The 25,721-nt window shown below is 47.6% G+C and carries 22 protein-coding genes and 1 tRNA gene; 14 read left to right on the top strand and 9 right to left on the bottom strand.

Features of this window, described 5'->3' with window-relative positions:
• Nucleotides 1-346: 346 nt before the first annotated feature.
• The 3 genes from BLU57_RS09985 to BLU57_RS09995 all read right to left on the bottom strand — a co-directional run bounded on the left by BLU57_RS09985 (nt 347) and on the right by BLU57_RS09995 (nt 4,047).
• Nucleotides 347-961: a hypothetical protein gene (locus BLU57_RS09985; protein ID WP_090320049.1), complete on the bottom strand. Its 615-nt coding sequence runs from the start codon at nt 959-961 to the stop codon at nt 347-349.
• 79 nt (nt 962-1,040) lie between these two features.
• Nucleotides 1,041-2,867, bottom strand: a complete 1,827-nt coding sequence (locus BLU57_RS09990; protein WP_090320052.1) for a tetratricopeptide repeat protein — start codon at nt 2,865-2,867, stop codon at nt 1,041-1,043.
• The gene (locus tag BLU57_RS09995) at nt 2,854-4,047 is read right to left on the bottom strand and encodes a serine/threonine protein kinase (protein WP_090320055.1); all 1,194 of its coding nucleotides are present in this window, start codon (nt 4,045-4,047) and stop codon (nt 2,854-2,856) included. Before BLU57_RS09995 ends, BLU57_RS09990 begins: the two co-directional genes overlap by 14 nt.
• Nucleotides 4,048-4,668: 621 nt before the next feature.
• On the opposite strand from BLU57_RS09995, the gene BLU57_RS10000 reads away from it, so the two are divergent.
• The 4 genes from BLU57_RS10000 to BLU57_RS10010 all read left to right on the top strand — a co-directional run bounded on the left by BLU57_RS10000 (nt 4,669) and on the right by BLU57_RS10010 (nt 8,287).
• Nucleotides 4,669-5,574 (top strand): hypothetical protein, encoded by a 906-nt coding sequence (locus tag BLU57_RS10000; protein WP_143026962.1) that lies wholly within the window; start codon nt 4,669-4,671, stop codon nt 5,572-5,574.
• Between the two features lie 114 nt (nt 5,575-5,688).
• Complete coding sequence (locus BLU57_RS10005) at nt 5,689-7,071, top strand: replication initiation factor (protein ID WP_090320060.1); 1,383 nt, start codon at nt 5,689-5,691, stop codon at nt 7,069-7,071.
• Entirely contained in the window at nt 7,068-7,397 is a 330-nt protein-coding gene (locus tag BLU57_RS16585; protein WP_143026963.1) for a helix-turn-helix domain-containing protein, read from the top strand. The genes BLU57_RS10005 and BLU57_RS16585 overlap by 4 nt, the downstream gene beginning before the upstream one ends.
• Nucleotides 7,307-8,287: a tyrosine-type recombinase/integrase gene (locus BLU57_RS10010; protein WP_256206155.1), complete on the top strand. Its 981-nt coding sequence runs from the start codon at nt 7,307-7,309 to the stop codon at nt 8,285-8,287. The genes BLU57_RS16585 and BLU57_RS10010 overlap by 91 nt, the downstream gene beginning before the upstream one ends.
• A gap of 35 nt (nt 8,288-8,322) precedes the next feature.
• Here the strand turns inward: BLU57_RS10010 and BLU57_RS10015 are convergent.
• Nucleotides 8,323-8,398 (bottom strand) — tRNA-Thr (locus BLU57_RS10015).
• 207 nt (nt 8,399-8,605) lie between these two features.
• Between BLU57_RS10015 and aroQ the strand changes: the two genes are divergently transcribed.
• The 8 genes from aroQ to BLU57_RS10055 all read left to right on the top strand — a co-directional run bounded on the left by aroQ (nt 8,606) and on the right by BLU57_RS10055 (nt 18,523).
• Nucleotides 8,606-9,061, top strand: a complete 456-nt coding sequence (aroQ, locus tag BLU57_RS10020) for a type II 3-dehydroquinate dehydratase (RefSeq protein ID WP_090320066.1) — start codon at nt 8,606-8,608, stop codon at nt 9,059-9,061.
• A 129-nt stretch (nt 9,062-9,190) separates the two neighbouring features.
• The gene (gene accB / locus BLU57_RS10025) at nt 9,191-9,682 is read left to right on the top strand and encodes an acetyl-CoA carboxylase biotin carboxyl carrier protein (RefSeq protein ID WP_090320067.1); all 492 of its coding nucleotides are present in this window, start codon (nt 9,191-9,193) and stop codon (nt 9,680-9,682) included.
• Between the two features lie 25 nt (nt 9,683-9,707).
• Entirely contained in the window at nt 9,708-11,063 is a 1,356-nt protein-coding gene (gene accC, locus BLU57_RS10030) for an acetyl-CoA carboxylase biotin carboxylase subunit (protein WP_090320071.1), read from the top strand.
• Between the two features lie 52 nt (nt 11,064-11,115).
• A complete protein-coding gene (prmA, locus tag BLU57_RS10035; protein ID WP_090320074.1) occupies nt 11,116-12,033 on the top strand; it encodes a 50S ribosomal protein L11 methyltransferase in 918 nt (305 codons plus the stop codon).
• A 111-nt stretch (nt 12,034-12,144) separates the two neighbouring features.
• On the top strand, nt 12,145-12,957 hold the full coding sequence (locus BLU57_RS10040; protein WP_090320077.1) for a zinc-ribbon and DUF3426 domain-containing protein: 813 nt from the start codon (nt 12,145-12,147) through the stop codon (nt 12,955-12,957).
• Between the two features lie 35 nt (nt 12,958-12,992).
• Nucleotides 12,993-13,472, top strand: a complete 480-nt coding sequence (locus BLU57_RS10045; RefSeq protein ID WP_090320079.1) for a hypothetical protein — start codon at nt 12,993-12,995, stop codon at nt 13,470-13,472.
• Nucleotides 13,473-13,743: 271 nt separating this feature from the next.
• The gene (metH, locus tag BLU57_RS10050) at nt 13,744-17,454 is read left to right on the top strand and encodes a methionine synthase (protein WP_090320082.1); all 3,711 of its coding nucleotides are present in this window, start codon (nt 13,744-13,746) and stop codon (nt 17,452-17,454) included.
• Between the two features lie 274 nt (nt 17,455-17,728).
• On the top strand, nt 17,729-18,523 hold the full coding sequence (locus tag BLU57_RS10055; RefSeq protein WP_256206144.1) for an FxDxF family PEP-CTERM protein: 795 nt from the start codon (nt 17,729-17,731) through the stop codon (nt 18,521-18,523).
• A 461-nt stretch (nt 18,524-18,984) separates the two neighbouring features.
• Here the strand turns inward: BLU57_RS10055 and holA are convergent, their stop codons facing one another.
• From holA to BLU57_RS10080, 4 genes are all read right to left on the bottom strand, one after another.
• Nucleotides 18,985-20,079 (bottom strand): DNA polymerase III subunit delta, encoded by a 1,095-nt coding sequence (gene holA / locus BLU57_RS10065; RefSeq protein WP_256206145.1) that lies wholly within the window; start codon nt 20,077-20,079, stop codon nt 18,985-18,987.
• On the bottom strand, nt 20,052-20,546 hold the full coding sequence (locus tag BLU57_RS10070; RefSeq protein ID WP_090320091.1) for an LPS-assembly lipoprotein LptE: 495 nt from the start codon (nt 20,544-20,546) through the stop codon (nt 20,052-20,054). Before BLU57_RS10070 ends, holA begins: the two co-directional genes overlap by 28 nt.
• 22 nt (nt 20,547-20,568) lie before the next feature.
• Nucleotides 20,569-23,169, bottom strand: coding sequence for a leucine--tRNA ligase (gene leuS, locus BLU57_RS10075; protein ID WP_090320094.1), 2,601 nt, complete (start codon nt 23,167-23,169; stop codon nt 20,569-20,571).
• Between the two features lie 231 nt (nt 23,170-23,400).
• Nucleotides 23,401-23,607: a dodecin gene (locus BLU57_RS10080; RefSeq protein WP_090320097.1), complete on the bottom strand. Its 207-nt coding sequence runs from the start codon at nt 23,605-23,607 to the stop codon at nt 23,401-23,403.
• 264 nt (nt 23,608-23,871) lie between these two features.
• On the opposite strand from BLU57_RS10080, the gene BLU57_RS10085 reads away from it, so the two are divergent.
• A complete protein-coding gene (locus BLU57_RS10085) occupies nt 23,872-24,567 on the top strand; it encodes a M48 family metallopeptidase (protein ID WP_256206146.1) in 696 nt (231 codons plus the stop codon).
• A 4-nt stretch (nt 24,568-24,571) separates the two neighbouring features.
• Here BLU57_RS10085 and BLU57_RS10090 read toward each other — a convergent pair whose 3' ends face one another.
• Entirely contained in the window at nt 24,572-24,958 is a 387-nt protein-coding gene (locus BLU57_RS10090) for a VOC family protein (protein ID WP_090320102.1), read from the bottom strand.
• 205 nt (nt 24,959-25,163) lie between these two features.
• Here BLU57_RS10090 and BLU57_RS10095 point away from each other — a divergent pair, with 205 nt between their 5' ends.
• Nucleotides 25,164-25,676 carry a chemotaxis protein CheW gene (locus BLU57_RS10095; protein ID WP_090320105.1) on the top strand — a complete coding sequence of 171 codons (513 nt, stop codon included), beginning with the start codon at nt 25,164-25,166 and terminating at the stop codon, nt 25,674-25,676.
• Nucleotides 25,677-25,721: the final 45 nt, after the last annotated feature.

A 25,721-nucleotide genomic window follows, 5' to 3' on the forward strand; every position in this document is an offset into this window, starting at 1 on the left:
GTTTTCCTTTTTATTGGTTGATCTGCCCAGATCTTTACCAACAGGTTACACCGCTTTCTCCTCTACTGTCATACACCAGAAAAGATCATAGCTCGCGGAATCGAACCGCGGACCTACTGATTACGAAACATAACCAGGAATTGCAGTAATATACAAATCAATTACTTGCAATGTTTGCCATACATAAAAGCAGTGTCATACAGTCACAAACAATAATATTCGCAGCATAGGCTGGCACAAATTTGACACAATTAATTTTTGCACGAGAGATTTTTATCTGGAGAAATTATCAAGAGTTATCATAGTATTATTGAATCGGTGCAAGGATCCCAGATTTTTTGGGAGGTTAGTGTAAAGGTCTGGACCATTTCAATGTAATTTTGGATTTTGTCTGTGGTGTTTCAAAATCACAAGTAATTTTTTCCGGCCGATGGTTTCTCTTATTTAGATCACAGTTACTAAATTGATAAATTGGAAGGCTGGGGACATAATTTTTATAATGTAGGCGGTTGATAATTGTTAAGCTATCTATTTTGAAATTTTCTCTCTCTGGCCAACCGTCATCATTAGCATCAAGAAAGCCATGTAGGGACAATACAACAAGTGGCTGAGAATTATCTGATATATGTGATCTTTGTATCCCATAACTAACATGGACATCGTACCGTTTCTCTTGACGTTTCCATATTATAGTTGCCTTACCAGATCCATTAAGCATATTTGGATCTGGCTCATCGTAGTAGTTTTCATATTTTGAGGAATATTGCCAAATTCCTTCGAGTGGCTTTTCAGTAAGAAGAATTTTTACATCATCAATCCGGCTAAGTATTAGAGTACTAAGTGTTGTTATAGAAATACCAATAAGTGTCAAAATTGCAATCCATATTTGGAGCTTTCTGGTTCGTATCTCTAAGCGGAGCACTTCTTTTTTTAATTGCTCTTCACTGAAGTTCTGTTCCATAATCCAGCCAAGTTATCTGAGATACGGTAATTAAAATTATTAATACTTAAATTGAAAATAATGATATGAGGCGATTACATTATCCTAGCGATAGACTGTTTAAAAGGGAGCGTGCACGTGCAGTAATTTGTGGGACCGAATTGTCGTACTCAATAGCTTTTTGAAGATAGCGCTTAGCACGCGATGGGTCAGAATCAAAAAACTTAAGCCCAAGCTCAAAATTTAGTTTCTGCCGAATTCGTTTCTTGTCCTCTGGATTTTTGGCCAAGTGAATAGCTTCTTCGTAAAGGCTCTCAGCGTGATTAACATTACCCTTCCGCATATGGAGCAAGCCAAGCGTTGCAGTTGAGTATGGTTCCTTGTGAATAACATGGCTAAGTTTCTGCAAATATTGTTTGGCGGTGTCAATTTGATTCGCTTCTAGATAAGAAAATGCAATATTATTTGTCAGCATGTTCTTGATTCCGGAGTGTTTGGGATGCAAGGAGGTTAACAATCCTTTATAGTACCTGGCCAACTCAAGAGCTGTTGGAAGGGTTTCAACTTGGAGTGAATAGTATGAGATTTGCGATGCCGCCAACCATGCAACGATGTTGGGTGCTACACCCGTCTTGGATAATAGTTGCTCAGCAACGCGTACAGCATTCTTACTGTCGCCAGTATAATGAAGTGAGCTGACGTAAAATATGTACATTTCAGCCAATTGAGAATCACCTAGTACCATCTGGCTGCAGTCGTCGGAAAGGATGCTTCTAGTGAAGGTCAGTAAATCCTTATAGGCGCGATCTTCCACAAGCAATGCAGATATATTTCTTGCAGCAAGGAAAAAATTTCTAGAGCGCGAATTAGTCTCTGATTGCATTGCGTACTTAAATGCTTCATATGCTTTCTTTTTATCACGGCGTTTGTGATACGCTACACCAAGGTTGTTCCAGACTAGACTGGTACTCTCAATGCTTCCTTGCCGTTTCAAGGCAGCTATTGCTTCATCAGTCTTGCCTATTTCAAGAAGTGCACGTGCGAGTCTAGCCCACATAGCAGGATTCTTCTGCTCGAACTGTAAAAACATTCGAAGACTTGGAATCGCATCCTCATTACGTTTCTCACTGAATGCCAAATCAGCGAGTAGTGCAATTGAATTTTCATTTGATGGATCTAAGGCGGCAGCTTTGCGAAGCGTTGCTAATGCTTTTTTTGTTTTTCCTATGTAGATATATGCCAGAGCAAGATTAGTAAACAAAGGACATGAAGTTTGTCTTTCCTCAGCAGCAAATCGGAAACTTTGTATCGCCTGCTCATATTCACCTCGCACGAGATGTAAAGAACCTTCAAATAAACGAACACTGAAATCGAGAGGATCAATTAGTGCTGCACGGTTAACAGATGCTAGCGCAGAATCTAAATCCCTTCGTTGCACATGAAAATAGGCAAGTCGCAAATTTGCATAAACATCCCGCTCGAGATTGAGACCAGAAAAAATTCTTTCAGCGTCATTAAACAGATTGCGTGCAATTAAATTGTCACCAAGACGATGTGCGGTGAACTCATCATTTACAAGATCACGTACACGTAAGAGATAGCTTTCTTCTCGATCTCGTTCCCCGATAAGCTCGGCCATGTTGGCCAGACGGTTAAAAAATATTGGGGAATCATGAAATCTAGCCTCTTTATATTTGAGTGTTTCCAGTTCACGTACAAAAATTTGCTCCCATTTTCCCCATTCAATTATCGTAAAATCTTTTAGAGAAAAGTTTACTTTACTGTAAGTCTGCATCTCAGCAATGTCCTCAAGTGGCTGCAGAATTAGTGTTAAAGGTTGTACTCCGTCTTCCGAAAGCATAAGCTCTATCGGTCTAGGAGTAACTTCTAGATTTTCTCTCTGAGCAGGAAGATTATTCGTTAGCATAATTGTTTCTATATGAGACAAATTTATGGAGAGAATTGATTTTTCTTTGTTGCTTTTCCATACGTTTGAGACGCATTTCTCTAGACGATGCAAGCCGTTTTTGGTAAAGCTTTTCGTGCTTTAAGATCTTAATGGTGGCTCCAATACGAGCACGCACCCATCCTAGATTAATTGGTCTTTTTGAATAATCTATATGAGTTAGTAATCTTAGAACTTCGTTCAAAAGAGATGTTATACCTGGCGGTACCGTGTTACCGGGAGCGTCGATATGGACAGGTTCGATGCCAGAAGAAAATTTTCCTATTGCCTGCTTCCATGCTTTGAGTTTTTCATCTTCATTAGTAATACCTTGTAATTCCATACTCATGCATGCGTAAATTGCATGGCAACGTGGATTCCTAGCAAGTAACGCACGATAGAAGATGTCGCGATTAAAAAGCTCATAGAGCATACATCCTAATGCGTAACAATCGGTATATGGTGCCAATTTCCTGTGACCTGCGAGACCGATAATCGCTTCTGGGGCTGCATATGCAGGAGCCCCTACATTATGTTGATAACGCTGCTGGATTGCACCTGAAGAGAAACGTGCTGCCGTACCTAGATCAATAGCCACTACTATTCGTTTAAGTGCATCTTGATATTGACGTAGATTATCTGGCTTTAAATCTCGATGAAAAACTTCGTGTCGATGAAGTGCTTCAATCGCAAGAGTAAGTTCATTGAATAATTGAAGTTTGTCCAATGGGTCAAAATTTTCTTGACGATAAAAATAATCGTCAATGTCATTATTGATCCATTCTACGGCGAAGTATTCGCATGGAAGAGTTACTTCAGATCCATTCTCAAATGGAATAATGAGATTAAAGGTAGACAATGCTGAAACTAATTGAAGGCAGCGACTTTTATTTATTAAAATTTGAAGAATATCGTGCTCACGTCGGAAACATGCACGACGATAATCATCGTTCATCAAATCAGGATGAATATCATAAAACTTTAGCGCTACTGGGGCATCCTCAATGATGTCGTGTGCTGAAAACACTAATGAGAAACAGCCGCGCTTTTCATTATTAAATGAATTAACGTTAATCAATTTGATCTTCTCAAATCGTCCATTCAATAGTGGTATGGCTTCAAGCGCACTCACCAAAAGCTGACTATTTTGCGAAAGTGACATCGTCGTGAGATAAACTACCTAGTTAGCTACTAAGCGTAGTGCTTGTCGCTGAATGAATTCGGTTATCAGTAGAGTAACGGTTGCTATAAAATACCTGAGTTATTGGCATCATGGAATAAATATGTAGGCAGGATATTGAGAAAAAAACCTTTCCATTTTCTTGCAAAAGTATCAAGAATCCCTTATGCAGTCAAATACACAGACAAGTATTCCAGAAAATATTTTTTCTGCATAGATTAAGCCAGCCATTTATGAAAAATGGCTAGTCATGTGACCGAATTTTGCGAAAGTTTTGAGATGTCAAACAACTCAGATCTTAGTTGTAACTATCAGAAAGGCATGATTCAGACAACACAAGGCGTATTTCGACTAACATCACTAAGAAATTTGAGTATTTGCAACAGTTCTTATTAATTAGAGAGTATGGAGCCAATACGTATCTATTCGGCATAGTTAGTCTGTTGCCATATCAGACACAATAAGCAAAGCTGTTGTGTCGATTCTCAATAAAACACTAATTTAGTCCGATAAAAAGTGAAATGCCTGGATATTTAATAAAACCGGATGCATTTATCTTTTAACCCGAACCTTGAATCCCATCAACGGGCTCCTAATACGTACATGCAATCACGCGTTGAAAAATCAATTGCCCGACTACTGGTTGTGAAGTTTGCGCCTGAATGTGGAGAAGTATTGTCATTGTACCGTGCCAAGCGTGATGGCTGGATTAAAATGCCCGAAGAGATAGAACAGATACGCAAGCATTCGGGCTTAGGTGATGCGTATGTGCTTGCTTATGAGGCAGAACCTAGAATCTTATCTTGTTTAATGAAGTTTCTTTGCCCTGAAGATACCGTCAAGAAATTAAAAGAATTTGATGATGCTTTGATTGCTACTGCTGAAAAAGACAAATTAGAGCTGGTAGAAAGATTATTAGATGAATTGGAGAACGATAATCTTTCAGAGTCATCTTTAGAGACTGAAGGGGAATCTATTAAAGCATGTGAAACTGCTCAAAAAGAATGGGAATCAATATCTGAAGATGAGAAAGCAAAGATTCTTAGCCAGATTCAGCTTTTCTTCGCATTTTTCTATGCTTATTTTTACAATCATATCGCGCTTATGGTGCATGGGCAGAAACTAACAACACTGGTTCCGCTTGCGCTGCAAGGAAACCAGAAGGCATTCTGCAAAGCTGTGCAAATAGATCGAAATTTACTGACAGGTCATCCTTATTTTCGAGACACTTATGCGCGATTGCTAACAGGAGAAGATCCAAAATTCCTGAAGGCGATTGCATCCCATTTAAATCGTCCTCCTATCCAGGGAAAAATAAGATTTCCAGCACTGTATATGTTGTTTGCTGTGTTGGATGGCTTTAAATGGCTGGATGATTTTACAGCGACTGAGATTCTGGACGTATGTGATGATGCTAGGCTTGATCGTTACCAGAATCGAATAGAAGATGAAAGTTATTTAATCAAGCGTCGTTTGGAATATCGCAAGAAGCAGAAAATTGGCTTTTAGTCAATGCACTGAAAATAATTTTTAGTGCATTCAGATTTTTTGTCTTGATCCATAAAGTTCGTATCCGTTGCGACAAGCATTCGCATGGTCGCCATCGGATAAGGATTTTTTATCATGAAGGAAGAAGCTAATGTTTTACCTGATGCTTTAACACCCCAACAAAATAATACCGCCGAGCCAGCGCATCGCATTACGAGCGGCAGCGAGGTTGTGCGTTGCGATGGTGAGGTGGAAAGCGATTTGACGGATGCCTTGCATCAGTCAGTTTCATTCTCACAGGGTACGCCGCCTAGTAACACAGTACCCTATAACTGCAATAATGAGTATTTCAAGCTTTTAAGGTTTTGTGTTGATAGTCTGTATTTATCCTATCAAGGTGAATTATTCCCGGAAGTTAAAGAACGGTTAACCAAGCTTAAGCAACTGGCGCAACATTCCGAGATAGATCAACAAGCGCAAGCCCAATATGCCATTGCCGGACATATCTTTGAAGTTAAGGATAAAGGCTCATCAATATTTCCGTATGTGATGGAAGATGGCGCATTCCGCATCAGCCTATCCAGAACCAGCAAGAAAACACCGATGGCGTATGTGAAGCTATCCTCCCGGTATCTATGCAGCATCAAGCCAATCGAAGCTGAAATGCACTTGCGCCAGATTTTGAATGAACTGGGCACATTGGAAAGTTCTGCCCATGTCAGCCGCATCGATCTCTGTGCTGATTTCGTTTCCCATGAAAATATGGAATCCTGGGATCGGGAAGCATGGATAACGCGCGGTAAGAAAATTGATGCCCATGCAGTTAATGAGAAATTCACAGGCTGGTCGATTGGCCTGGGTGGCAAGATTTCCTGTCGGTTGTATAACAAGCTGTTAGAAATTCATACCAGTGGCAGAACCGATCTTGTTCCGTTATGGAAAGAAGCCGGATGGCAAGAGGATGAACCCGTCTGGCGTGTTGAATTTCAGTTGATGCGCGATGTATTGGTAGAACATGGTTTGATTAGCCTGGATACTGTACTGGCCAATCTAAACGGCCTATGGAGTTATGCTTCAACAGAATGGCTGCGTCTTACGTTACCTAATCCCGATGATCAAACGCGCTCACGCTGGCCGATTCATCCCTTATGGGGGTATATCTCATCTGTTGACTGGGAAACAGACTTAAACACGCTTTCTAGATCATTTAAGGCAACAAGATTACCTGAAGATAAACGGATACTGACATTAGGCGCCAGTTCAATGGCCTGCTTCATGGCCAAGCATGGCATTACCGATTTTGATGAAGGTTTGGATCGTTACATCTTGGCGCTGCATCAGCATTTCTCTACATGCGGAGAATTCATTGGTTTATCTGCAGAAGATTTTATTCTTGAAAGAGTGCGTCTTCGTGCAAAAGAGTACAACACCATCCTGAATGTTAATGAAGCGGAACAAAAGCGGCTCACGATTGATAAAGCTGCCAAAGATTACCGCAAGGAATCGGATGGTGAATGAAGACACTCGACTTAAATGAAGCTGCTCAATTTCTCAAACTCCATCCTGAAGAACTGCGCCGTCGCGCCAAAGCGGGAATTATTCCCGGTGCCAAGATGGGTAAGTGCTGGGTATTTATTGAAGACGACCTTGTTACCTGTCTGCGCTCGTTATATGCTACTCCCCGGCAAGCGTTGCAAGTGGGACATGGAGAAAAACAATTATGTCACTCTTTAAACGCGGTAAGACGTGGTGGATTAGTTTCACCACACCAAGCGGCGAGCGAGTTAGATGCTCTGCTGCAACAGAAGATAAAACCCAAGCACAGGAATTCCACGACAAGCTGAAAGCTGAATCTTGGCGGGTCGTGAAACTGGGGGATAAGCCAAAACGCACTTGGGATGAAGCGGCCTATAAATGGCTGATGGAAACACAGGATAAAAAGACACATCATGATGACGTGGCTAAAATAAACTGGCTCCAACAGTTCTTTAGGGGCAAGTATCTCGATGAATTGACGCGCGATGTTATTGCAGGGATTGGCGAATTAAAGCGAAAAGAAACGAGTCCGGCGACTGCCAACCGTTTATTGGCTCTGATCCGTTCAATCCTGCGCCGTGCGGCTCTTGACTGGGAATGGATTGATAAACCCCCAGTGATTAAGCTGTATCGTGAGGCAAAGCGACGGGTGCGTTATCTGAGTGCAACACAGGCTAGTATTCTGATTCAGGAATTGCCGCAGCATTTAGGGGATATGGTGACATTTTCATTGGCTACAGGTTTGAGACGGTCGAACGTCACAAAACTGGAATGGTCACAAGTGGATATGCAGAGAAATGTTGCATGGATACATGGCGATCAGGCCAAAGCAGGAAAACCGATCCATGTAACCCTGAATGCTACGGCAATAGCGGTATTGACTAGGCAAATTGGCAAGCATCCCAGATCAGTATTTAGTTACAAGGGCAAGCCAATCACGCAAGTGAATACAAAAGCTTGGTATAAGGCGTTAAAACGTGCCGGTATCGAAGATTTTCGCTGGCATGATTTACGTCATACCTGGGCAAGCTGGCTGACTCAGAATGGCGTGCCGTTGAATGTCATTCAGGAAATGGGCGCATGGGAATCTGCTGAGATGGTGAGGCGTTATGCTCACCTTGCACCTGAGCAATTTGCTCAACATGCCCGGGTCTTGGATGGCGTGCTGAATGTCACAAATTTGGCACAATCGAAGTAAAACAGATTCAGTTATGTTTCTAAGTTATTGATAATTGGTGCTGTTGAGAGGAGTCGAACCTCCGACCTACTGATTACGAATCAGTTGCTCTACCAACTGAGCTACAACAGCCCTGCTTAAATCAAGCGGCGTATTATAGATGGTTGGGGAATTACGGGCAAATGATAAAGAGTTGAATTCAATTGTTTGTGCTTTTTCTTCATTGAAAATTGTTTATTGCACAATCCTATTCCATATTTTTTGACTGACTTTCGTCTAAGTTCGGCGAATTTCGCCAAAAATCTGTACATTTCTGCGATAAGAGTCCATAATTATTGGATGGATTCCAAGAATGTAAAAGTGCAAAATATTCTGATCGTGCATGGCCCGAATTTGAATTTACTGGGGCTTCGCGAGCCGGAGATTTATGGCGCTACTACATTGCAAGATATTAACAGAAACTTAAGTCAATTAGCCGAAAATCAAGGCATTCATCTGGATTTTTTTCAAAGTAACGCTGAGTTCGCGTTGATTGACCGGATTCAGCAAACCCTGCATGACGGGACGGATTTTATAATCATCAATCCAGCTGCGTATACGCATACCAGTGTGGCATTGCGCGATGCGCTTGCTGCGGTGAAACGGCCTTTTATCGAAGTGCATTTATCAAATGTTTATGCTCGTGAATCTTTCCGGCAACGATCCTATTTCTCGGATCTGGCGGTTGGTGTCATCAGCGGTTTGGGTGCCAAGGGCTACGAACTTGCTCTGGAATACGCAATAACATCTCATTAACCGGTTACATTTGATGCATTAGGTGAAATTCTTTTTACGTTGCCGTAATTTGCGCATTTTTACACGCAGTATTTTGTTTTCTAGTTATAACACTACCTTTTAACGAGGCATGGTCTCGGGAGATTGAAAATGGATTTAAGAAAGCTTAAGAAGCTCATCGAGCTGGTTGAAGAATCAAGTATTGCGGAACTGGAAATTACCGAAGGCGAAGAAAAGGTTCGTATCAGTAAGTCCGGCTCTGGCGTGCAAAATTATGCGTTCATGCCGCCTGCCATGCAGCCGGTGATGGCGCCGGTTCAACAGCAACTGTCCGCGCCGGATGGAGATAAAAACGGCGATGCGAAAGCCGGTGAAAGCAATGGTTCCGATAAAAGCGCGATACCCGACGGCCACGTCGTCAAGTCTCCGATGGTCGGCACCTTCTACCGCGCACCATCGCCAGGTGCGAACGCATTTGTGGAAGTTGGGCAAAGAGTCAAGGAAGGTGATACTTTGTGCATCATTGAAGCCATGAAACTGCTGAATGAAATTGAGGCCGATAAAGGCGGGATTGTTAAAGCAATCCTGCTGGAAAATGGTCAACCGGTCGAATACGGCGAGCCTTTATTCGTTATCCAATGATCGTCTGAATAAAGGCCAGATCACTATGTTTGAGAAAATTCTTATTGCCAATCGCGGCGAAATCGCTTTGCGGATACAGCGCGCCTGTCGTGCGTTGGGTATCAAGACGGTGGCGGTACATTCCGAAGCGGATGCCGAAGCGAAATACGTCAAGCTGGCCGACGAATCGGTTTGTATCGGCCCGGCTGCGGCAACGCACAGTTATTTAAACGTGCCGGCGATTATCAGCGCGGCTGAAGTGACCGACGCCGAAGCGATTCATCCCGGCTATGGATTTTTATCCGAAAATGCGGATTTTGCCGAGCGTGTGGAAAAAAGCGGGTTTGTGTTTATCGGTCCGCGCCCGGAAACCATCCGTCTGATGGGTGACAAAGTCAGTGCAAAGAACGCCATGAAAAAAGCTGGCGTGCCTTGTGTTCCCGGATCGGATGGCGCATTGCCGGAAGATATCGATGAGATCAAAAGGATCGTGCGCGAAATCGGCTACCCGGTCATCATTAAAGCCGCCGGTGGCGGTGGCGGGCGCGGTATGCGGGTGGTGCATACCGAAGCTGCGTTATCCAATGCGATTATCGTGACACGCAATGAGGCGCAAACAGCCTTTGGTAATCCGGTGGTTTACGCGGAGAAATTTCTGGAGAATCCACGGCATATCGAGTTTCAATTACTGGTTGATGAGTACGGCAATGCCGTGCATTTGGGGGAACGGGATTGTTCCATGCAGCGCCGCCATCAAAAGATTCTCGAGGAGGCGCCTGCACCCGGCATACCGGAAAAATTACGCGACAAAATCGGCGAGCGTTGTGCGGAAGCCTGTCGCCGCATCAAATACCGCGGTGTTGGCACATTTGAATTTCTCTATGAAAACAATGAATTTTATTTCATTGAAATGAATACGCGGCTGCAAGTGGAGCACCCGGTGACCGAAGCGGTGACCGGCATCGATCTGGTGCAAGCGCAAATCAACGTCGCAGCCGGTATTGTGCTGCCGGTGAAGCAGAAAGATATCGTCATGAAAGGGCACGCGATCGAATGCCGTATCAATGCTGAAGATGCCTATAAGTTAACGCCATCGGCCGGGCGTATCACGCAATATCACGCGCCGGGCGGACCGGGTGTGCGCGTGGATTCGCATATTTATCAAAATTACATGGTGCCGCCGTATTACGATTCTATGATCGGTAAGATCATCACGTACGGGGATACACGCGAACAGGCCATTGCCCGTATGCGCATTGCTTTGTCTGAAATGGTGATTACTGGTATTAAAACGAATATCCCGCTGCACCGGGACTTGCTCAATGACGCCTCCTTCTTGCGTGGCGGCGCTTCGATTCACTATTTAGAGCAAAAGCTCGCACTGCATAACAAATCGAATTGACAGACTGGCGTATCGAATCCGATCCATCCATTAACAATCCTCATTACGCGGCATGTCCTGGGTGACACTGATTATCGAAACGGATGCGGCGCATGCCGAGGTACTGAGCGATGCGCTGCTGGAACAAGGTGCATTGTCGGTGGATATTCATGATGCCGCCGCCGATACGCAAGACGAGCAAATGCTGTTCGGCGAACCGGGAGAGCCCAGCGGGGAAATCTGGCAAAACGCGGAGGTTTCCGCGCTGTTTGATCAGGATGCGGATATTGTGGCAATCCTGCGCAATGTCACGCAGATAATACAATCGGATCAGCCGCTCGGCTACCGTATCGAGCGCATCGAAGAGCAGGATTGGGTGCGTTTGACCCAGTCGCAATTCGATCCGATTCAAATCTCAGCGCGCTTATGGATCGTGCCGACCTGGCACCAATCACCCGATCCGGCGGCCATCAATCTGATACTCGATCCCGGGCTGGCTTTTGGCACCGGCAGCCATCCTACGACGCAACTATGTTTGGGTTGGTTGGATCAGAATCTGCAGCCGGGCGACAAAATTATGGACTATGGCTGCGGCTCCGGAATACTCGCTATTGCCGCTTTAAAACTCGGTGCGCGGTTTGTCACCGGTATCGATATCGATCCACAGGCGATCAAAGCCAGTCAGGAAAATGCGCTGCGCAATCAGTGCGATCCGGAAAAATTTCATTTTGCGACAGCACATCAAGCCACGGAACGGAGTATGCAACCGGAAGAGCAAACGGATGTGGTCGTCGCTAACATTCTGGCCAATCCGTTGATCATATTAGCGCCGCTGCTGATGCAAATTGCCCGGAAACATGGCCATATCGTGCTATCCGGGATTCTCAAGGAGCAGGCCGAAGAAGTCAAAGCTGTCTATCAACAGTGGTTCGATATGCGCATCGCCCGCGAGCAGGAAGGCTGGGTGTTGTTGACTGGAATCAAAAGGTGAAGTAATTTGCCGCCGGTTGAAAGCAGGTAAATCAGTCATAACCCTGCCGATACCTGATCCAGTTACCTATTAACCGGTGATATCAATGCGAATAAATACAGCAAGTAGCCCATGGCGTTGGTGACACTCTGTCCCAGTTGTGGCACGACGTTCCGCGTGAATGCCGCGCAATTGCAGGCGCACGGAGGCGATGTGCGCTGCGGCCAGTGTCAGCGGGTATTCAATGGGTTTGCCACCTTGATCACCGTGCATGAATCGGCGATTGAATATCCGCCGCCGTCGCAACCGCAGGACGATCTACAAGACGAACAAGCAGGATCACCGTTGGAAAGCCGCGCGCTGATGCCGCATGTGAATAACGGCATGGATCAACCCGTTCTTCCAGATTGGGAGCAAGAAACCGCGGAATCCCCGGTGGATCTCTTCGATGCAGAGCCCGTCAAAAAGTCATACGGTTGGTGGGGATTGGCGAATGTATTGTTGTTATTGCTGTTGCTCGGACAGATCGCGTATAGCTATCGCACTGAATTGACCATTATCGCACCGGAAACCAGACCGTACTGGGAGCGCTATTGCGCGTTTGTCGGCTGTCAGGTGCCTTACGCGCAAGATATCCAGCAGCTCAGTATCGAATCATCCGATTTGCAGAAAAATCCCGCGCGCCAGCCGGAAGTCACCACCATGCGCGCGATCATCAGCAATCACGCGCCTTTCCCGCAAGCTTTCCCGGCATTGCAACTGTTGTTGCTGGACGCGCAGGAGCAAGTCATCGCCAGCCGAATTTTTAGCGCGCAGGATTATTTGCTGGAAGACGATAAAACCCTGACATTCATTGCACCTCGGCATGAAATGGATATCCGCCTGGATTTTGACAGCAGCCAGCTGAATGCCTTGGGCTATCGCCTATTGCTGTTGTATCCTTGAACTATCAATAGTCGTTTAATCCAGTGGATAAAATCATGAAGATCAAAGACCTATTTGCAGACTGGAATCTGACCGGAGTCAGAATCAAAGCGCCGTTCCTGGATTTGGAGTGGAAGCCATCCGATCCCGACAAAGCCGCCGCTTGGGATCTCTATGTGGAGTTGCTTACCCGCATCACAACACAACCGCTGCCGGACGAAGACGGTGTGGAACAAACCGCGTTGGACAGCATACACGCCTTGTTCGGTATCACGCGCAAAACACTCAAGGATCATGGCCGGGATTGCATTCAATTCGCCAGAATCGCGGTTGTCGTCCTGAACCAGATCGTGCGTCCCTTTACTGCTAAATGGCACCGCAAAAGCCAGCAAAGCGCTTTCGCTTCGCCTGAGGAATGCCAGCAATTCCGCCGGGAATTGCAAGCTTTGCAAACACAATTGAGAAATTACACCCGGTTACTGGCTAAACTGGCCGATGTAGAGGATTTGAGCGGGATTGAAGCGGAGGACTTGTAAGGGGATAAGCGCAGCGGCATCCGATAGCCAGTACAGGATCAGCCGGTCGCAGTCTGTTGCAACCATTGCTCTGCAATTGCACCGTCATTGCTCGAATAACCAATGAAAATATCGCTCATTCTCTGTTAACCAGGTAACAGTTCATTGTGTATCATAAACGTACTATAGGCGGGTTCTGCGTATTTAGCCGCTTTCAAAACCGATAGCCTGCGCGATAGAGCGGAACAGCTCAGGTATAATGACTTTTCATCTTTTCACAACATAAACATCCATGACTAGAGAATCCCGCACTGCCCTATTGGAAAGCCTGTTTGCGCAACGCATCCTGATTTTGGATGGCGCGATGGGTACGATGATTCAGACGTTTAAGCTTACCGAAGCGGATTTTCGCGGACAGCGTTTTGCTGATTTTCCGCATGATCTGAGGGGCAATAACGATTTGTTGACGCTGACACGGCCCGATATCATTCATTCGATCCACTCGGGTTATCTGGAAGCGGGCGCGGACATCATTGAAACCAATACGTTTAATTCCAATGCGGCTTCGATGGCGGATTATCATTTACAGGATTTGGTGTATGAATTGAATTGCGCCGCGGCCAAGTTGGCGCGTGAAGCCGCGCAAAGCTTTGAAGCAAAAACACCGGATAAGCCGCGTTTTGTCGCCGGTGTCATCGGCCCGACCACCAAAACAGCGTCGATTTCTCCCGATGTTAACGATCCGGGTTTTCGCGGCATTACTTATGACCAGTTGGTCGCGGATTACACCGAGTCGATTCGCGGTCTGGTCGATGGCGGCGTGGATATTCTCCTGGTCGAGACCATTTTCGACTCGCTCAATGCCAAAGCGGCATTGTTCGCCATCGATCAATTCTTTGAGGATCACGGCATACGGTTGCCGATTATGATTTCGGTGACGATTACCGATGCATCCGGCCGCACACTGTCGGGACAAACACCGGAAGCATTCTGGAACTCAATCAGCCACACCCGGCCGTTGTCGGTCGGGATCAATTGCGCACTGGGCGCAGAATTGATGCGCCCGTATATCGAAGAATTATCCGGGGTGGCGAATGTGTACACCAGCGTGCATCCCAACGCTGGGTTGCCGAATCCGCTTTCCGAAACCGGTTACGACGAATCGCCGGAATATACCGCGAATCAGATCAAAGGTTTTGCCGAAGCGGGATTCGTCAATGTCGTCGGCGGCTGCTGCGGCACCACACCGGCGCATATCAAGGCGATTGCGCAAGCGGTTAGTGCTATCGCGCCACGCAAAGTGCCCGATATTCCTAAAAAGCTGCGTTTATCCGGCTTGGAGCCTTTGAACATCGGCGACGATTCCTTGTTCGTCAATGTCGGCGAACGTACCAATGTGACCGGTTCGCGCGCGTTTGCGCGCCTGATTCTCGGCGATAACTACGCAGAAGCGCTGAATGTGGCGCGCAGTCAGGTGGAAAACGGCGCGCAGATTATCGATATCAACATGGATGAAGCGATGTTGGATTCGCAAAAAGCCATGGTGACTTTCCTCAATCTGATCGCCGCCGAACCGGATATCTGCAAGGTGCCGATTATGCTCGACTCCAGCAAATGGATGGTGATCGAAGCCGGTTTGAAATGTGTGCAGGGCAAATCGGTCATCAACTCGATCAGCATGAAGGAAGGTGAGGAAGAATTCATTAAACATGCCAAACTGGCACGCCGTTATGGCGCGGCGGTGATTGTCATGGCCTTTGATGAACAGGGACAGGCCGATACGCTGCAACGCAAGGTGGAAATCTGCACGCGCAGTTATCGTCTCTTGGTGGATCAAGTCGGTTTCCCGCCGGAAGACATTATCTTTGATCCGAATATCTTCGCGATAGCGACCGGTATCGAAGAGCATAACAACTACGGCCTCGATTTTATTAATGCAACCCGCGCTATCAAGCAAACACTGCCGTACGCCAAGATCAGCGGCGGGGTATCGAATGTTTCGTTCTCGTTCCGCGGCAACGAACCGATCCGCGAAGCGATTCATACCGCTTTTCTGTACCACGCGATCAAGGCCGGGATGACGATGGGGATCGTCAACGCCGGACAGCTTGGTGTTTACTCGGATATTCCCGCAGAGCTTCTGGAAAAGGTCGAAGACGTGATTCTGAACCGGCGCCCAGATGCAACCGAACGCTTGGTTGAATTCGCGGAGAACTTCAAAGGGCAGAAAAAAGAACAAGTGGAAGATCTGGCCTGGCGCGATGAGCCGCTGCAACAGCGGCTGACGCATGCGCTGGTCAGAGGTATTTCCACGTATATTGTCGAAGATACCGAAGCGGCTCGGGTGGAAATCGAAAAACAGGGCGGGCGTCCGATTCAGGTGATCGAGGGCCCGTTGATGGAAGGCATGGGCGTCGTCGGTGATTTGTTCGGCGCCGGAAAAATGTTTTTGCCGCAGGTGGTCAAATCGGCGCGTGTGATGAAGCAGGCGGTGGCGCATTTGCTGCCGTTTATCGAAGCCGAAAAGAAATTATCGGGCGACAACAAGCCGAAAGGTAAGATCGTCATCGCCACCGTCAAGGGCGACGTGCACGACATCGGCAAGAACATCGTCACCGTGGTACTGCAATGTAATAACTACGAAGTGATCAACATGGGTGTGATGGTGCCGAGTGCGCAAATTCTCGACATGGCCAAGCGCGAAAAAGCTGACATTATCGGTCTGTCCGGTTTGATTACGCCTTCGCTGGAGGAAATGGCGCATGTGGCCAAGGAAATGCAACGTGAAGGATTCACTATTCCGTTGCTGATCGGCGGTGCGACCACTTCGCGGGTGCACACTGCAGTCAAAATTGCCCCGCACTACAACGGCCCGACCGTGTGGGTGCCCGACGCCAGCCGCGCGGTGGGCGTGTGCAGCAATCTGCTATCGCAGAATTTGCAAGCGGGTTATATCCAGGAAATCAAGGACGAATACGAGAAAGTGCGCGCGCAGCACAAGAACAAAAAAGGCCCGGCGAAACTGCTGGCGCTCGCCGAGGCGCGCGCCAATGCATACAAAACCGACTGGAGTAATTACCAGCCGTACCAACCCGAACTGATTGGTGTGCGCACATTGAACAATTATCCGCTGGATAAAATCGTACCGTATATCGACTGGACACCGTTCTTTCAGGCTTGGGAATTGGCCGGGCGGTATCCGGATATTCTGACCGATGAAGTGGTCGGAGAAACGGCCAGCCAGTTGTTCCGGGACGCGCAAACGATGCTGAAGAAAATCGTCGAACAAAAATGGCTCAGCGCCAACGCGGTGATCGGTTTGTTCCCGGCCAATTCCGTTGGCGACGATATCGAGATCTATACCGATCAGTCGCGCAGCAAAATCGCCATGACTTACCACTGCTTGCGGCAGCAGGATCAAAAACCGTCCGGAAAACCGAATCGCTGCCTGTCTGACTTTATCGCACCGAAAGAAACCGGCATCAAGGATACCATCGGCTTGTTTGCCGTTGGCGCCGGATTCGGCATTGACGAGCGCATCAAAGCGTTTGAAGCAGCGCATGACGATTACAGCGCGATTGTGCTCAAAGCGCTGGCCGACCGGCTGGCAGAAGCATTTGCCGAACACATGCACGCACGCGTGCGCCGCGAATTCTGGGGTTATGCCAAGGACGAAACACTGACTAACGAACAACTCATCAACGAAGAATACCGTGGTATTCGTCCCGCGCCGGGTTATCCCGCCTGCCCGGATCACACAGAAAAAGGCCCGCTGTTTGCCACGTTGAACGCCACTGAAAACACCGGCATCATCATTACGGAATCCTTTGCGATGGTGCCGACCGCGGCGGTATCCGGCTTCTATTTTGCGCATCCGGAATCCACTTTCTTTGCCGTCGGAAAAATCGGTAAAGATCAGGTGGAGGATTACGCCAAACGCAAAGGCTGGGCATTGGAGGAAGCGGAGCGGTGGCTGGCGCCGGTACTGGCGTACGAGCGGTAATTTGGTGAGAAACCCATGCGAGCATGGTTTGCTCGCATATACCGTCTGTAGAAAGTGTTGGTGCTGTTTTTTTTCGGTTATTTTGTACGCTGAAACCCAGAAAACCAGTAAATTTTGCTTCAATTAATTACCTGAAAGTATTAGTATCGCAACTGGTGAAACTGATAACAGTTAATTTTACACCAGAAAATGCAAGGTAAATTATTGATAATAATAAGATACTATTGATGAGGGAGTGCCTTGTTATAATAAAAACTTTTTAGAGGAACCTATCATGATGAAAAAAAATTTACGTTACCTGGCAACAGCCGGATTATTCTTATTAACTCCACTCGCTACTCACGCTGCACCGATCGATTTATCGAGCTGGACACCATTAACGCTGAATTATCCAGGCGGGCAAGGTGCTGGCAGCTGGGTGTTGGAACCTGGCAATACGGCAGTTAAACAAGTCATTAATGCCGACCCTTCTTTCTTTTTGAATAACCTGAATCTTAGCAGCTATTCGGTCGACGGCTCATGGCAGGTTACGACGACAAGCGATGATGATTACATGGGGTTTGTTTTTGGTTACCAGAATTCGAGTAATTTTTATTTGTTTGACTGGAAACAAGTAGCGCAAGGCTATGTTGGCCGTAACGCGGCGGAAGGTATGACCATTAAGGAATTTCATGGCGCTACAGGTAATGGCCTAGCAGACTTGTCGTTGGAAGAGTTCTGGGAAAACACGACTAATTTTGGCGATATGGAAATTCTTGCTACCAATCACTCCAGTTCTAAGGGGTGGGCGGACAATGTGCTATACAATTTCCACCTTGATTTTAATGTGAATCCAGGCGAAATTCATATTGTTGTAAGCCAAGGTGCTACCGAATTGTGGAACGTTACGGTCGTTGATACTACATTTACTTCCGGACAGTTTGGTTTCTACAATAATTCACAGGAAAATGTGAGATATGCGGGATTTGAGGTAACTCCGGTTCCCGAACCTGAAACGTATGCCATGTTACTGGCTGGTTTAGTGTTAACGGGTTTCGCCGCACGCCGTAGAAAAGCAGCGCAAGTGTAATAACACAGATTGATCGTGTATTAAAAATGGGAGCTTTGGCTCCCATTTTTTTGCGATGCTATGAGCGTGATGTTGCATAATGCACTTGCTGACTCTCTTTATTATTCAAATACTTTGTCAAGTATAGAATTAAAAATAAGCATTATGCTTATTCCCTGGTTACAAGGGCCGGTAATAGAATGAGAAAGCGAGTGTAAAGGTTTCGATGAATTTTTTTGGAGGTTGCGATGAGAGCGAGATTATTACATTACATGGTCATTTTGCTCATGATCCCAATGCTATCGGGTTGTTGGCTTCTTGCGGTAGGGGGAGCCGGTGCGTACGGTGGCTATAAGGCTAAGGAAGCTGGGTATGGTGTGCAGAATCCGATTACAAAGGACAAAAAGGCTGAAGATCAGAAAAAGTAGCGGGAAATATAACTGATTTTTTGCGGCTATCGAATGCACTGGGATCAGTTGTGGTTAACTGCTAAGTTTGTGGCGGGTAAAACTCAACCCCAATTGCAACAATCCCTCCCAAGCATCCCCTTGTGCCACGCCCTTAATCATCCGATCAATTTCTGCGGCAGTGGTTAGTCCCTGTAACAGTGCTTGAATGCTGATGCGCTGGGCGGCGGCCATGACTGGTTTTTGCCGGTCGCCCCAAATTCTGGCCGCTTGCAGTAATTGCGCAGGTGGCTGACCGCTATCCAAGCCTTTACGGATAATGATCAATTGGCGGATTTGTTCAGCCAGGGTGGCGAGGATCAGCAGCGGGGCGGTGCCTTCGCCTTGTAATCCGGTCAGAACGCGCATAAAGCGAGCGATGTCGCCTGTAATCATGGCGTCGGATAGCTGATAGACATCGTAGCGCGCGACGTTCAGCACCACGTCTTTTACCTGCTCGAATGTCAGGTTACCGGTAGGATAGAGCAGCACAAGTTTCTGGATTTCCTGATGCGCCGCGAGCAGGTTGCCTTCGACTTGGTCAGCGAGAAATTGCAAGGTGACGGCATCGGCTTTTTGCTGTTGTTTGGCGAGACGCTGACCAATCCAACCGGGTAATTGATCGCGTTCGATGGGATAAACTGCGATCAACGTACCCGCCGTTTCGAGTGCTTTGAACCATTTGCTGGCTTGCCCTTGTTTGTCGATGCGCGGCAGTGTGATCAGCGTCACGGTATCGGGCGGTAACGCGGTGCAATAGGTTTCGAGCGCTTTGCCACCCTCCCTGCCGGGTTTGCCGGAAGGGATACGGAGATCCATGATTCTGCGGTCGCCAAACAGCGATAGGTTATTGCCAGCATTGAGCAGCTCCGCCCAATCGAAATGCTGATCGACTGTGAACAATTCGCGCTCGGTATAGCCTTGCTGGCGTGCGTGTGCGCGGATCTGATCGGTAGCTTCCAGAATCAGTAAAGGTTCGCTGCCGAATAACGTGTACAACGGGGCGGTTTGTTTCTGCAACTGCTGGTGAAGCTGTTCGAGTTTTATCCGCATGATGGCGCCGCGTAGATTAAAAGCAGAGAGATCTCCGATCTGCGAGTCAGCTATCGCTGGATGGTCGACAAACGCCACATCATTTGCTGAATCGCGTCGGCTTCCATATCTTTCTGCAGCAGCCGCTCCTCCGCTTCCTTCGCCAGGATTTGCGCATCCAGGAACGGGAGGACGCGCGTTAAGGTAACTTCCGTGTGTGGGACGATTTCTACATTCTGTTTGTCGTAAAGACGGTATCTGACGCGGTAAAGCAAGTTAAAGTCACGTACCCGGCCGCCTCCGGACAGCGACAGGATGATCCTTTCACTGGTGGCGCTGATAACCTCCAAAGTAGCCTCGGCATCTTCCGCATTGGCAACCACCTTGGTTGTGGATGACGTGCCGATGGCACGCTCCAGATTCATACCGATGGTGTTTCCGCCCGGCGCGGAAATATACAGGGTTTTGAATGGCAGCGAGGAAATTTGCCCGCGTAGTTTAAAACCGCAAGCCGTCAACAGGAGCAAGATCACCAGGATAAGAATGTGCTGTTTACTCAGTTTCATAGGGGTATGGGCGTCAGTATTTTTATACGACTATGTTGATCAATCTGCCGGGTACGACAATGATTTTTTTCACTGTTTGCCCTTCGATAAATTTCTGTACATGCTCGTTGGCCAGGGCAGTGCGTTCAATGGCTTCTTTTCCGGCATCCTTGGCGACATTGATTTGTCCACGCAGCTTACCATTCACTTGCACGATCAACTTGATTTCATCCTGCGCCATCGCGGCGTTATCCGCCTGCGGCCAGGGTTGACCGGACAGCTCGGTGCCCGGTCTGAGTTCGCGCCAGAGTTCATGACAGATGTGCGGTACGATCGGGGACAGCAACAGCACGATGCTTTCCAGCGCTTCCTGCATCAGATTGCGGCTGGCGGCACCGGTGTCCAGGCATTTTGCTAAGCCATTCATCAATTCCATTACCGCGGCAATCGCGGTATTGAAGGTATGGCGGCGCTCCAGGTCGTCGGTTACCTTGGCGATGGTCTGGTGCAACTGGCAGCGCAGGGTTTTGAGTTCCGCGGACAGCGTGGCATGCAATGCCGGGTCGATTTGGACCGCGCCATCTTGGAGATGCAAGAAGGCTTGCCGCCACAGGCGTTTCAGAAAACGGTACGCGCCATCGACGCCAGCGTCCGCCCATTCTAGTGTTTGCGTCGGTGGACTGGCGAACATCATGAACAGGCGCGCGGTATCGGCGCCATATTCTTCCACCAGTTTTTGTGGATCAACGCCATTGTTCTTGGATTTCGACATCGTGCCGATGCCGCCCGATTCGACCGGCTGATTATCCGACAGTAAGATCGCGCCGCAACGTTTGCCTTGCTCGTCATGCTGGAGGCTGACTTCGGTCGGGTTAAAATAGGTGATGCGCCCGTTGCCGGATTTGCGGTAAAAAATTTCATTCAGCACCATGCCTTGCGTTAGCAAATTGGTAAACGGTTCGTCCAGTTTCAGCAAGCCCAGGTCGCGCATGATCTTGCTCCAGAAGCGCGAATACAGCAGATGCAGAATGGCGTGTTCGATACCACCGATATACTGATCGGCAGGCAGCCAGTAATTGACGCGCTCGTCGGTCATGGCATTATGCTGGTCCGGGCAAGCGTAGCGGGCGTAATACCAGGAAGAATCGACGAACGTGTCCATGGTATCGGTTTCCCGGCGCGCGGGCTTGCCGCATTTAGGACAGGCGCACTCATAAAAGGACGGTGTTTTACCGAGCGGATTACCGGAACCATCCGGTACTAGATCCTGCGGCAGCACCACCGGCAATTGATCGTCCGGTACCGGTACCACGCCGCAATCGGTGCAATGGATCAATGGAATCGGGCAGCCCCAGTAGCGCTGCCGGGAAATGCCCCAGTCGCGTAGGCGATATTGTACGCGTTTGCTGCCCAGGTTTTTTCGTTCCAATGCAGAGGCAATCGCATCGACTGCTGGCTGAAATTCTAATCCTGAGAATTCGCCCGAGTCGAATGTGATGCCATGTTCAGTGTAAGCTTCGGTGAGCGGTAGCGCCAGATTGCCTTCCAAAGGTTTGATAACCGCTTTGATTGGTAACCGGTACTGCGTGGCAAAAGCAAAATCACGTTCGTCATGTGCCGGTACAGCCATGACTGCGCCTTCGCCGTAACCCATCAACACATAGTTGGCGACCCATACCGGCAGTTTCTCACCATTGAGCGGATGGATCACGAACAAACCGGTATCCATGCCTTTCTTTTCCTGCGTAGCGAGATCGGCTTCCTTGGCGGAGCCGAGTTTGCATTCCTGGATGAAGGCTTGCAGCGCGGGATTATTTTGTGCGGCATGCAGGGCGATCGGATGTTCGGCGGCGACGGCTACATAGGTTGCGCCCATCAGCGTATCTGCACGGGTGGTGAATACTTTCAGATCTTGCGGTGTGCCGGATCCGGTATCGGCAGGAAAGGTAATATCGACGCCATAGCTTTTGCCGATCCAGTTGGCCTGCATAGTTCTGACGCGCTCCGGCCAGCCGCCCAACGTGTCTAGTGCAGCCAGCAATTCATCGGCGTATTGCGTGATTTTCAGGTAGTACATCGGTATTTCGCGTTTTTCCACCGGTGCGCCGGTACGCCAACCGCAACCGTCGATGACTTGTTCATTAGCTAGTACGGTTTGATCGATCGGATCCCAATTGACCACGCCGGTGGTTTGATACGCCAGCCCTTTCTCCAGCATGCGCAAAAACAACCATTGATTCCAGTGATAGTAACTCGGATCGCAAGTGGCGATTTCACGTGTCCAATCGATGCTCAACCCCAGACTTTTCAGTTGCTTGCGCATGTAAGCGATGTTGTCGTAGGTCCACTTGGCCGGCGAGACGTTGTTTTGCATTGCGGCATTCTCCGCTGGCAGCCCGAATGCATCCCAACCCATCGGTTGCAATACGTTATAACCTTGCATGCGGCGGTAACGCGACAGCACATCGCCGATGGTGTAATTGCGCACATGTCCCATATGCAGCTTGCCGGACGGATAGGGAAACATCGACAGGCAGTAATATTTCGGTTTGCCGGGGGTTTCAACGGCTTTAAATGCGGCGGTTTGCTCCCAGTGCTGCTGGGTTTTTTTCTCAATTTCCTGGGGATGATATTTTTCTTGCATGGGAACGATGTTTTTATTGGGTAAATTGTTTGATTATACCGCGAACCGGTGGGCTTGACGCTGGCATGTGGAAGAGAGAGCGCTGCAATGAGGGTGCGAGAGGGAGCAACTTGCGCTGTTTGCGGTGTGATGCTTGATCAATAAACCGCTACCGGGAGAGTGTGAGGTTTTGCTGGGATTAAGCCTCAGGTTCTGAGGCTTTGTTGCAGTATTATCGATGCGCTAATCGCCTCAATCCAGGCGGAAACCGATCTTTAACTTAACCTGGTAATGTGCAATCTTGCCATTCGTGATATGTCCGCGCGTTTCCACTACTTCGAACCAATCCAGGTTATGCAAGGATGTACCCGCTTTAGCGACGGCTTGCTGAATCGCATCATCACTGCTTTTAGTCGACGAACCAACGATTTCGATAACTTTGTACACATGATCGCTCATTTTGGTGCTCCTTTTGTTTGTTAAAAAATGCGTTATATCATACTTTAAGTGATCTGCTACGTCTGAATCTTAATATAATGATGGTAAAGAAAATTGCTTTTTTGCTGGTTAAAAGGAATATCATGACGGCGACGAGAAAAATCCCTTACATCCACGCTATGGAGAGAGTTTGATATGAAGTTCAGAATACTATGTGCTTTGTTGATTATATTTTCTTTGACGGCCTGCGCCACTTCACCGATGGGTAGAACTCAGCTGGTTTTTATGCCTGACAATGAGGTAGACGCGATGGGGTTGCAAGCTTTCTCGGATTTGAAGCAGGGAAAGAAAATCAGTCAAGACACAAAAGAAAACCAGTTTGTAACCTGCGTTACCGATGCGATCACCCGTGAAGTAGGCGGTACTTGGGAAGTGGTCGTGTTTGAAGATGCTACCCTGAATGCCTTCGCCTTGCCGGGCAACAAGATTGGTGTGCACACCGGCTTGGTTGAGCTTGTGGATAATCAGGATCAACTGGCCTCGGTAATCGGTCATGAGATTGGCCATGTGCAGGCGCGGCACAGTAATGAGCGGATGTCGCAAAAGCTGGGCGCGCAAATGGGAATTTCACTGATTGCCGCAGTCGCTGCGCCAACGACGCCCATGGGACAAACGGCAGTGAGTCTACTTGGAGTTGGCGCGCAATATGGGGTGATCATGCCGTTCAGCCGCTTGCACGAAAGTGAGGCGGATATGATAGGCGTTGAGTTAATGGCAAAAGCAGGATTTAATCCCGCCGAAAGCGTCACGTTATGGCAGAAAATGGCGCAAGCCAGTCAGGGAGCGCAACCGGCAGAGTTCCTATCAACCCATCCTTCACACGAAACACGTATCGACGATTTACGTGCGCATTTACCCAAAGCTACGGCATTGATGCAGCAAGCGCGTGCTGCGGGTAAGAATCCGAAGTGTGCTAAGTAACGATCTAAGACTTGGGTTCTGGTTCACTGGCCGGAAAATCCAATTCCACCTTGGCACCGTCCGGATCATGGCAAAACAATTGCCAGATTTCCAGCCCTTTCAAGCGGTGCAAATCGAACTGAATACCGTGCAGTTTTAGGCAATCAACCGTAGCCTGCAGATTGGTTGCCGTAAAAGCCATGTGATCGATTACACCGGTTGCGTTGAGCGGCATGGGCTTGCCCGCCATGATATGCAGAATCGCTTGATTGTCGGCGTAAAGCCATGCGCCCGGAAATGCAAATGGCGGGCGGTAGCCTTCTTTCAATCCAAGTATATTCATATAAAAAGCCTTGCTTCTTTCCAAATCATTGCTCACTACAGTGAAATGATTCATTCCTTCAATTGTCATCGTGTTGAACTCGTAAATAAATGATGAAAAGTCTTCTATTCAATGATGATAAATCAGTGTTGCAATCGGAATTCTAAAAATGATTAAAGAAAATTTTTTCTTTTCCCGTAAGAAAAACCTCATTAGTTTAATTAAGAAGTCATAAATACGATCTATTAACGATTGTTGAATCGATTTTAGATAGAAGACGAGAGGAGCTTAAATTATGTTTCAGGAGCAGGCAATAAATAAAGTCACTGAGTCATCTGGTTCGGCGATGAATCAAATGGCGAATGAATTTCTGACATTCCGTTTAGGAAGCGAGGAATATGGTATAGAGATACTAAAAGTACAAGAGATAAGAGGCTATGACGCCATAACGCAGATAGCGAATGCTCCTGAATTCATTAAGGGTGTAGTGAATTTGCGAGGAATAATCGTCCCGATTATAGATATGCGGATTAAATTCCGGTTAGGAAGTGCGACGTACGACCAATTTACCGTAGTGATAATTTTGAACGTAGCGGGCCGGGTGATGGGGATCGTTGTGGATGGAGTATCGGATGTAATCACACTGGGGCTGGAGCAGATGCGTCCTGCGCCGGGATTGGGATCGGTGATTGATACGGAATATATTATGGGACTGGGAACAGTTGACGAACGCATGCTGATATTGATTGATATCGAAAAAATGATGAGCAGCAGCGATATGGGCTTGATTGAACAAAGTTTAAATTAATAGAAAGCTACAGTCTCATGAGAAATAAATTACACAGGAGATCAT

Origin of the sequence: Nitrosomonas oligotropha, assembly GCF_900106555.1 — a bacterium.
Taxonomy (GTDB): Bacteria; Pseudomonadota; Gammaproteobacteria; order Burkholderiales; family Nitrosomonadaceae; genus Nitrosomonas; species Nitrosomonas oligotropha_A.

What these genes read in the sequence shown, in the direction of transcription:
- BLU57_RS09985 (WP_090320049.1), bottom strand. Translation starts at nt 961, where the DNA reads ATGGAACAGAACTTCAGTGAAGAGCAATTAAAAAAAGAAGTGCTCCGC.
- BLU57_RS09990 (WP_090320052.1), bottom strand. Translation starts at nt 2,867, where the DNA reads ATGCTAACGAATAATCTTCCTGCTCAGAGAGAAAATCTAGAAGTTACT.
- BLU57_RS09995 (WP_090320055.1), bottom strand. Translation starts at nt 4,047, where the DNA reads ATGTCACTTTCGCAAAATAGTCAGCTTTTGGTGAGTGCGCTTGAAGCC.
- BLU57_RS10000 (WP_143026962.1), top strand. Translation starts at nt 4,669, where the DNA reads ATGCAATCACGCGTTGAAAAATCAATTGCCCGACTACTGGTTGTGAAG.
- BLU57_RS10005 (WP_090320060.1), top strand. Translation starts at nt 5,689, where the DNA reads ATGAAGGAAGAAGCTAATGTTTTACCTGATGCTTTAACACCCCAACAA.
- BLU57_RS16585 (WP_143026963.1), top strand. Translation starts at nt 7,068, where the DNA reads ATGAAGACACTCGACTTAAATGAAGCTGCTCAATTTCTCAAACTCCAT.
- aroQ (WP_090320066.1), top strand. Translation starts at nt 8,606, where the DNA reads ATGGATTCCAAGAATGTAAAAGTGCAAAATATTCTGATCGTGCATGGC.
- accB (WP_090320067.1), top strand. Translation starts at nt 9,191, where the DNA reads ATGGATTTAAGAAAGCTTAAGAAGCTCATCGAGCTGGTTGAAGAATCA.
- accC (WP_090320071.1), top strand. Translation starts at nt 9,708, where the DNA reads ATGTTTGAGAAAATTCTTATTGCCAATCGCGGCGAAATCGCTTTGCGG.
- prmA (WP_090320074.1), top strand. Translation starts at nt 11,116, where the DNA reads ATGTCCTGGGTGACACTGATTATCGAAACGGATGCGGCGCATGCCGAG.
- BLU57_RS10040 (WP_090320077.1), top strand. Translation starts at nt 12,145, where the DNA reads ATGGCGTTGGTGACACTCTGTCCCAGTTGTGGCACGACGTTCCGCGTG.
- BLU57_RS10045 (WP_090320079.1), top strand. Translation starts at nt 12,993, where the DNA reads ATGAAGATCAAAGACCTATTTGCAGACTGGAATCTGACCGGAGTCAGA.
- metH (WP_090320082.1), top strand. Translation starts at nt 13,744, where the DNA reads ATGACTAGAGAATCCCGCACTGCCCTATTGGAAAGCCTGTTTGCGCAA.
- BLU57_RS10055 (WP_256206144.1), top strand. Translation starts at nt 17,729, where the DNA reads ATGATGAAAAAAAATTTACGTTACCTGGCAACAGCCGGATTATTCTTA.
- BLU57_RS10070 (WP_090320091.1), bottom strand. Translation starts at nt 20,546, where the DNA reads ATGAAACTGAGTAAACAGCACATTCTTATCCTGGTGATCTTGCTCCTG.
- leuS (WP_090320094.1), bottom strand. Translation starts at nt 23,169, where the DNA reads ATGCAAGAAAAATATCATCCCCAGGAAATTGAGAAAAAAACCCAGCAG.
- BLU57_RS10080 (WP_090320097.1), bottom strand. Translation starts at nt 23,607, where the DNA reads ATGAGCGATCATGTGTACAAAGTTATCGAAATCGTTGGTTCGTCGACT.
- BLU57_RS10085 (WP_256206146.1), top strand. Translation starts at nt 23,872, where the DNA reads ATGCCTGACAATGAGGTAGACGCGATGGGGTTGCAAGCTTTCTCGGAT.
- BLU57_RS10090 (WP_090320102.1), bottom strand. Translation starts at nt 24,958, where the DNA reads ATGACAATTGAAGGAATGAATCATTTCACTGTAGTGAGCAATGATTTG.
- BLU57_RS10095 (WP_090320105.1), top strand. Translation starts at nt 25,164, where the DNA reads ATGTTTCAGGAGCAGGCAATAAATAAAGTCACTGAGTCATCTGGTTCG.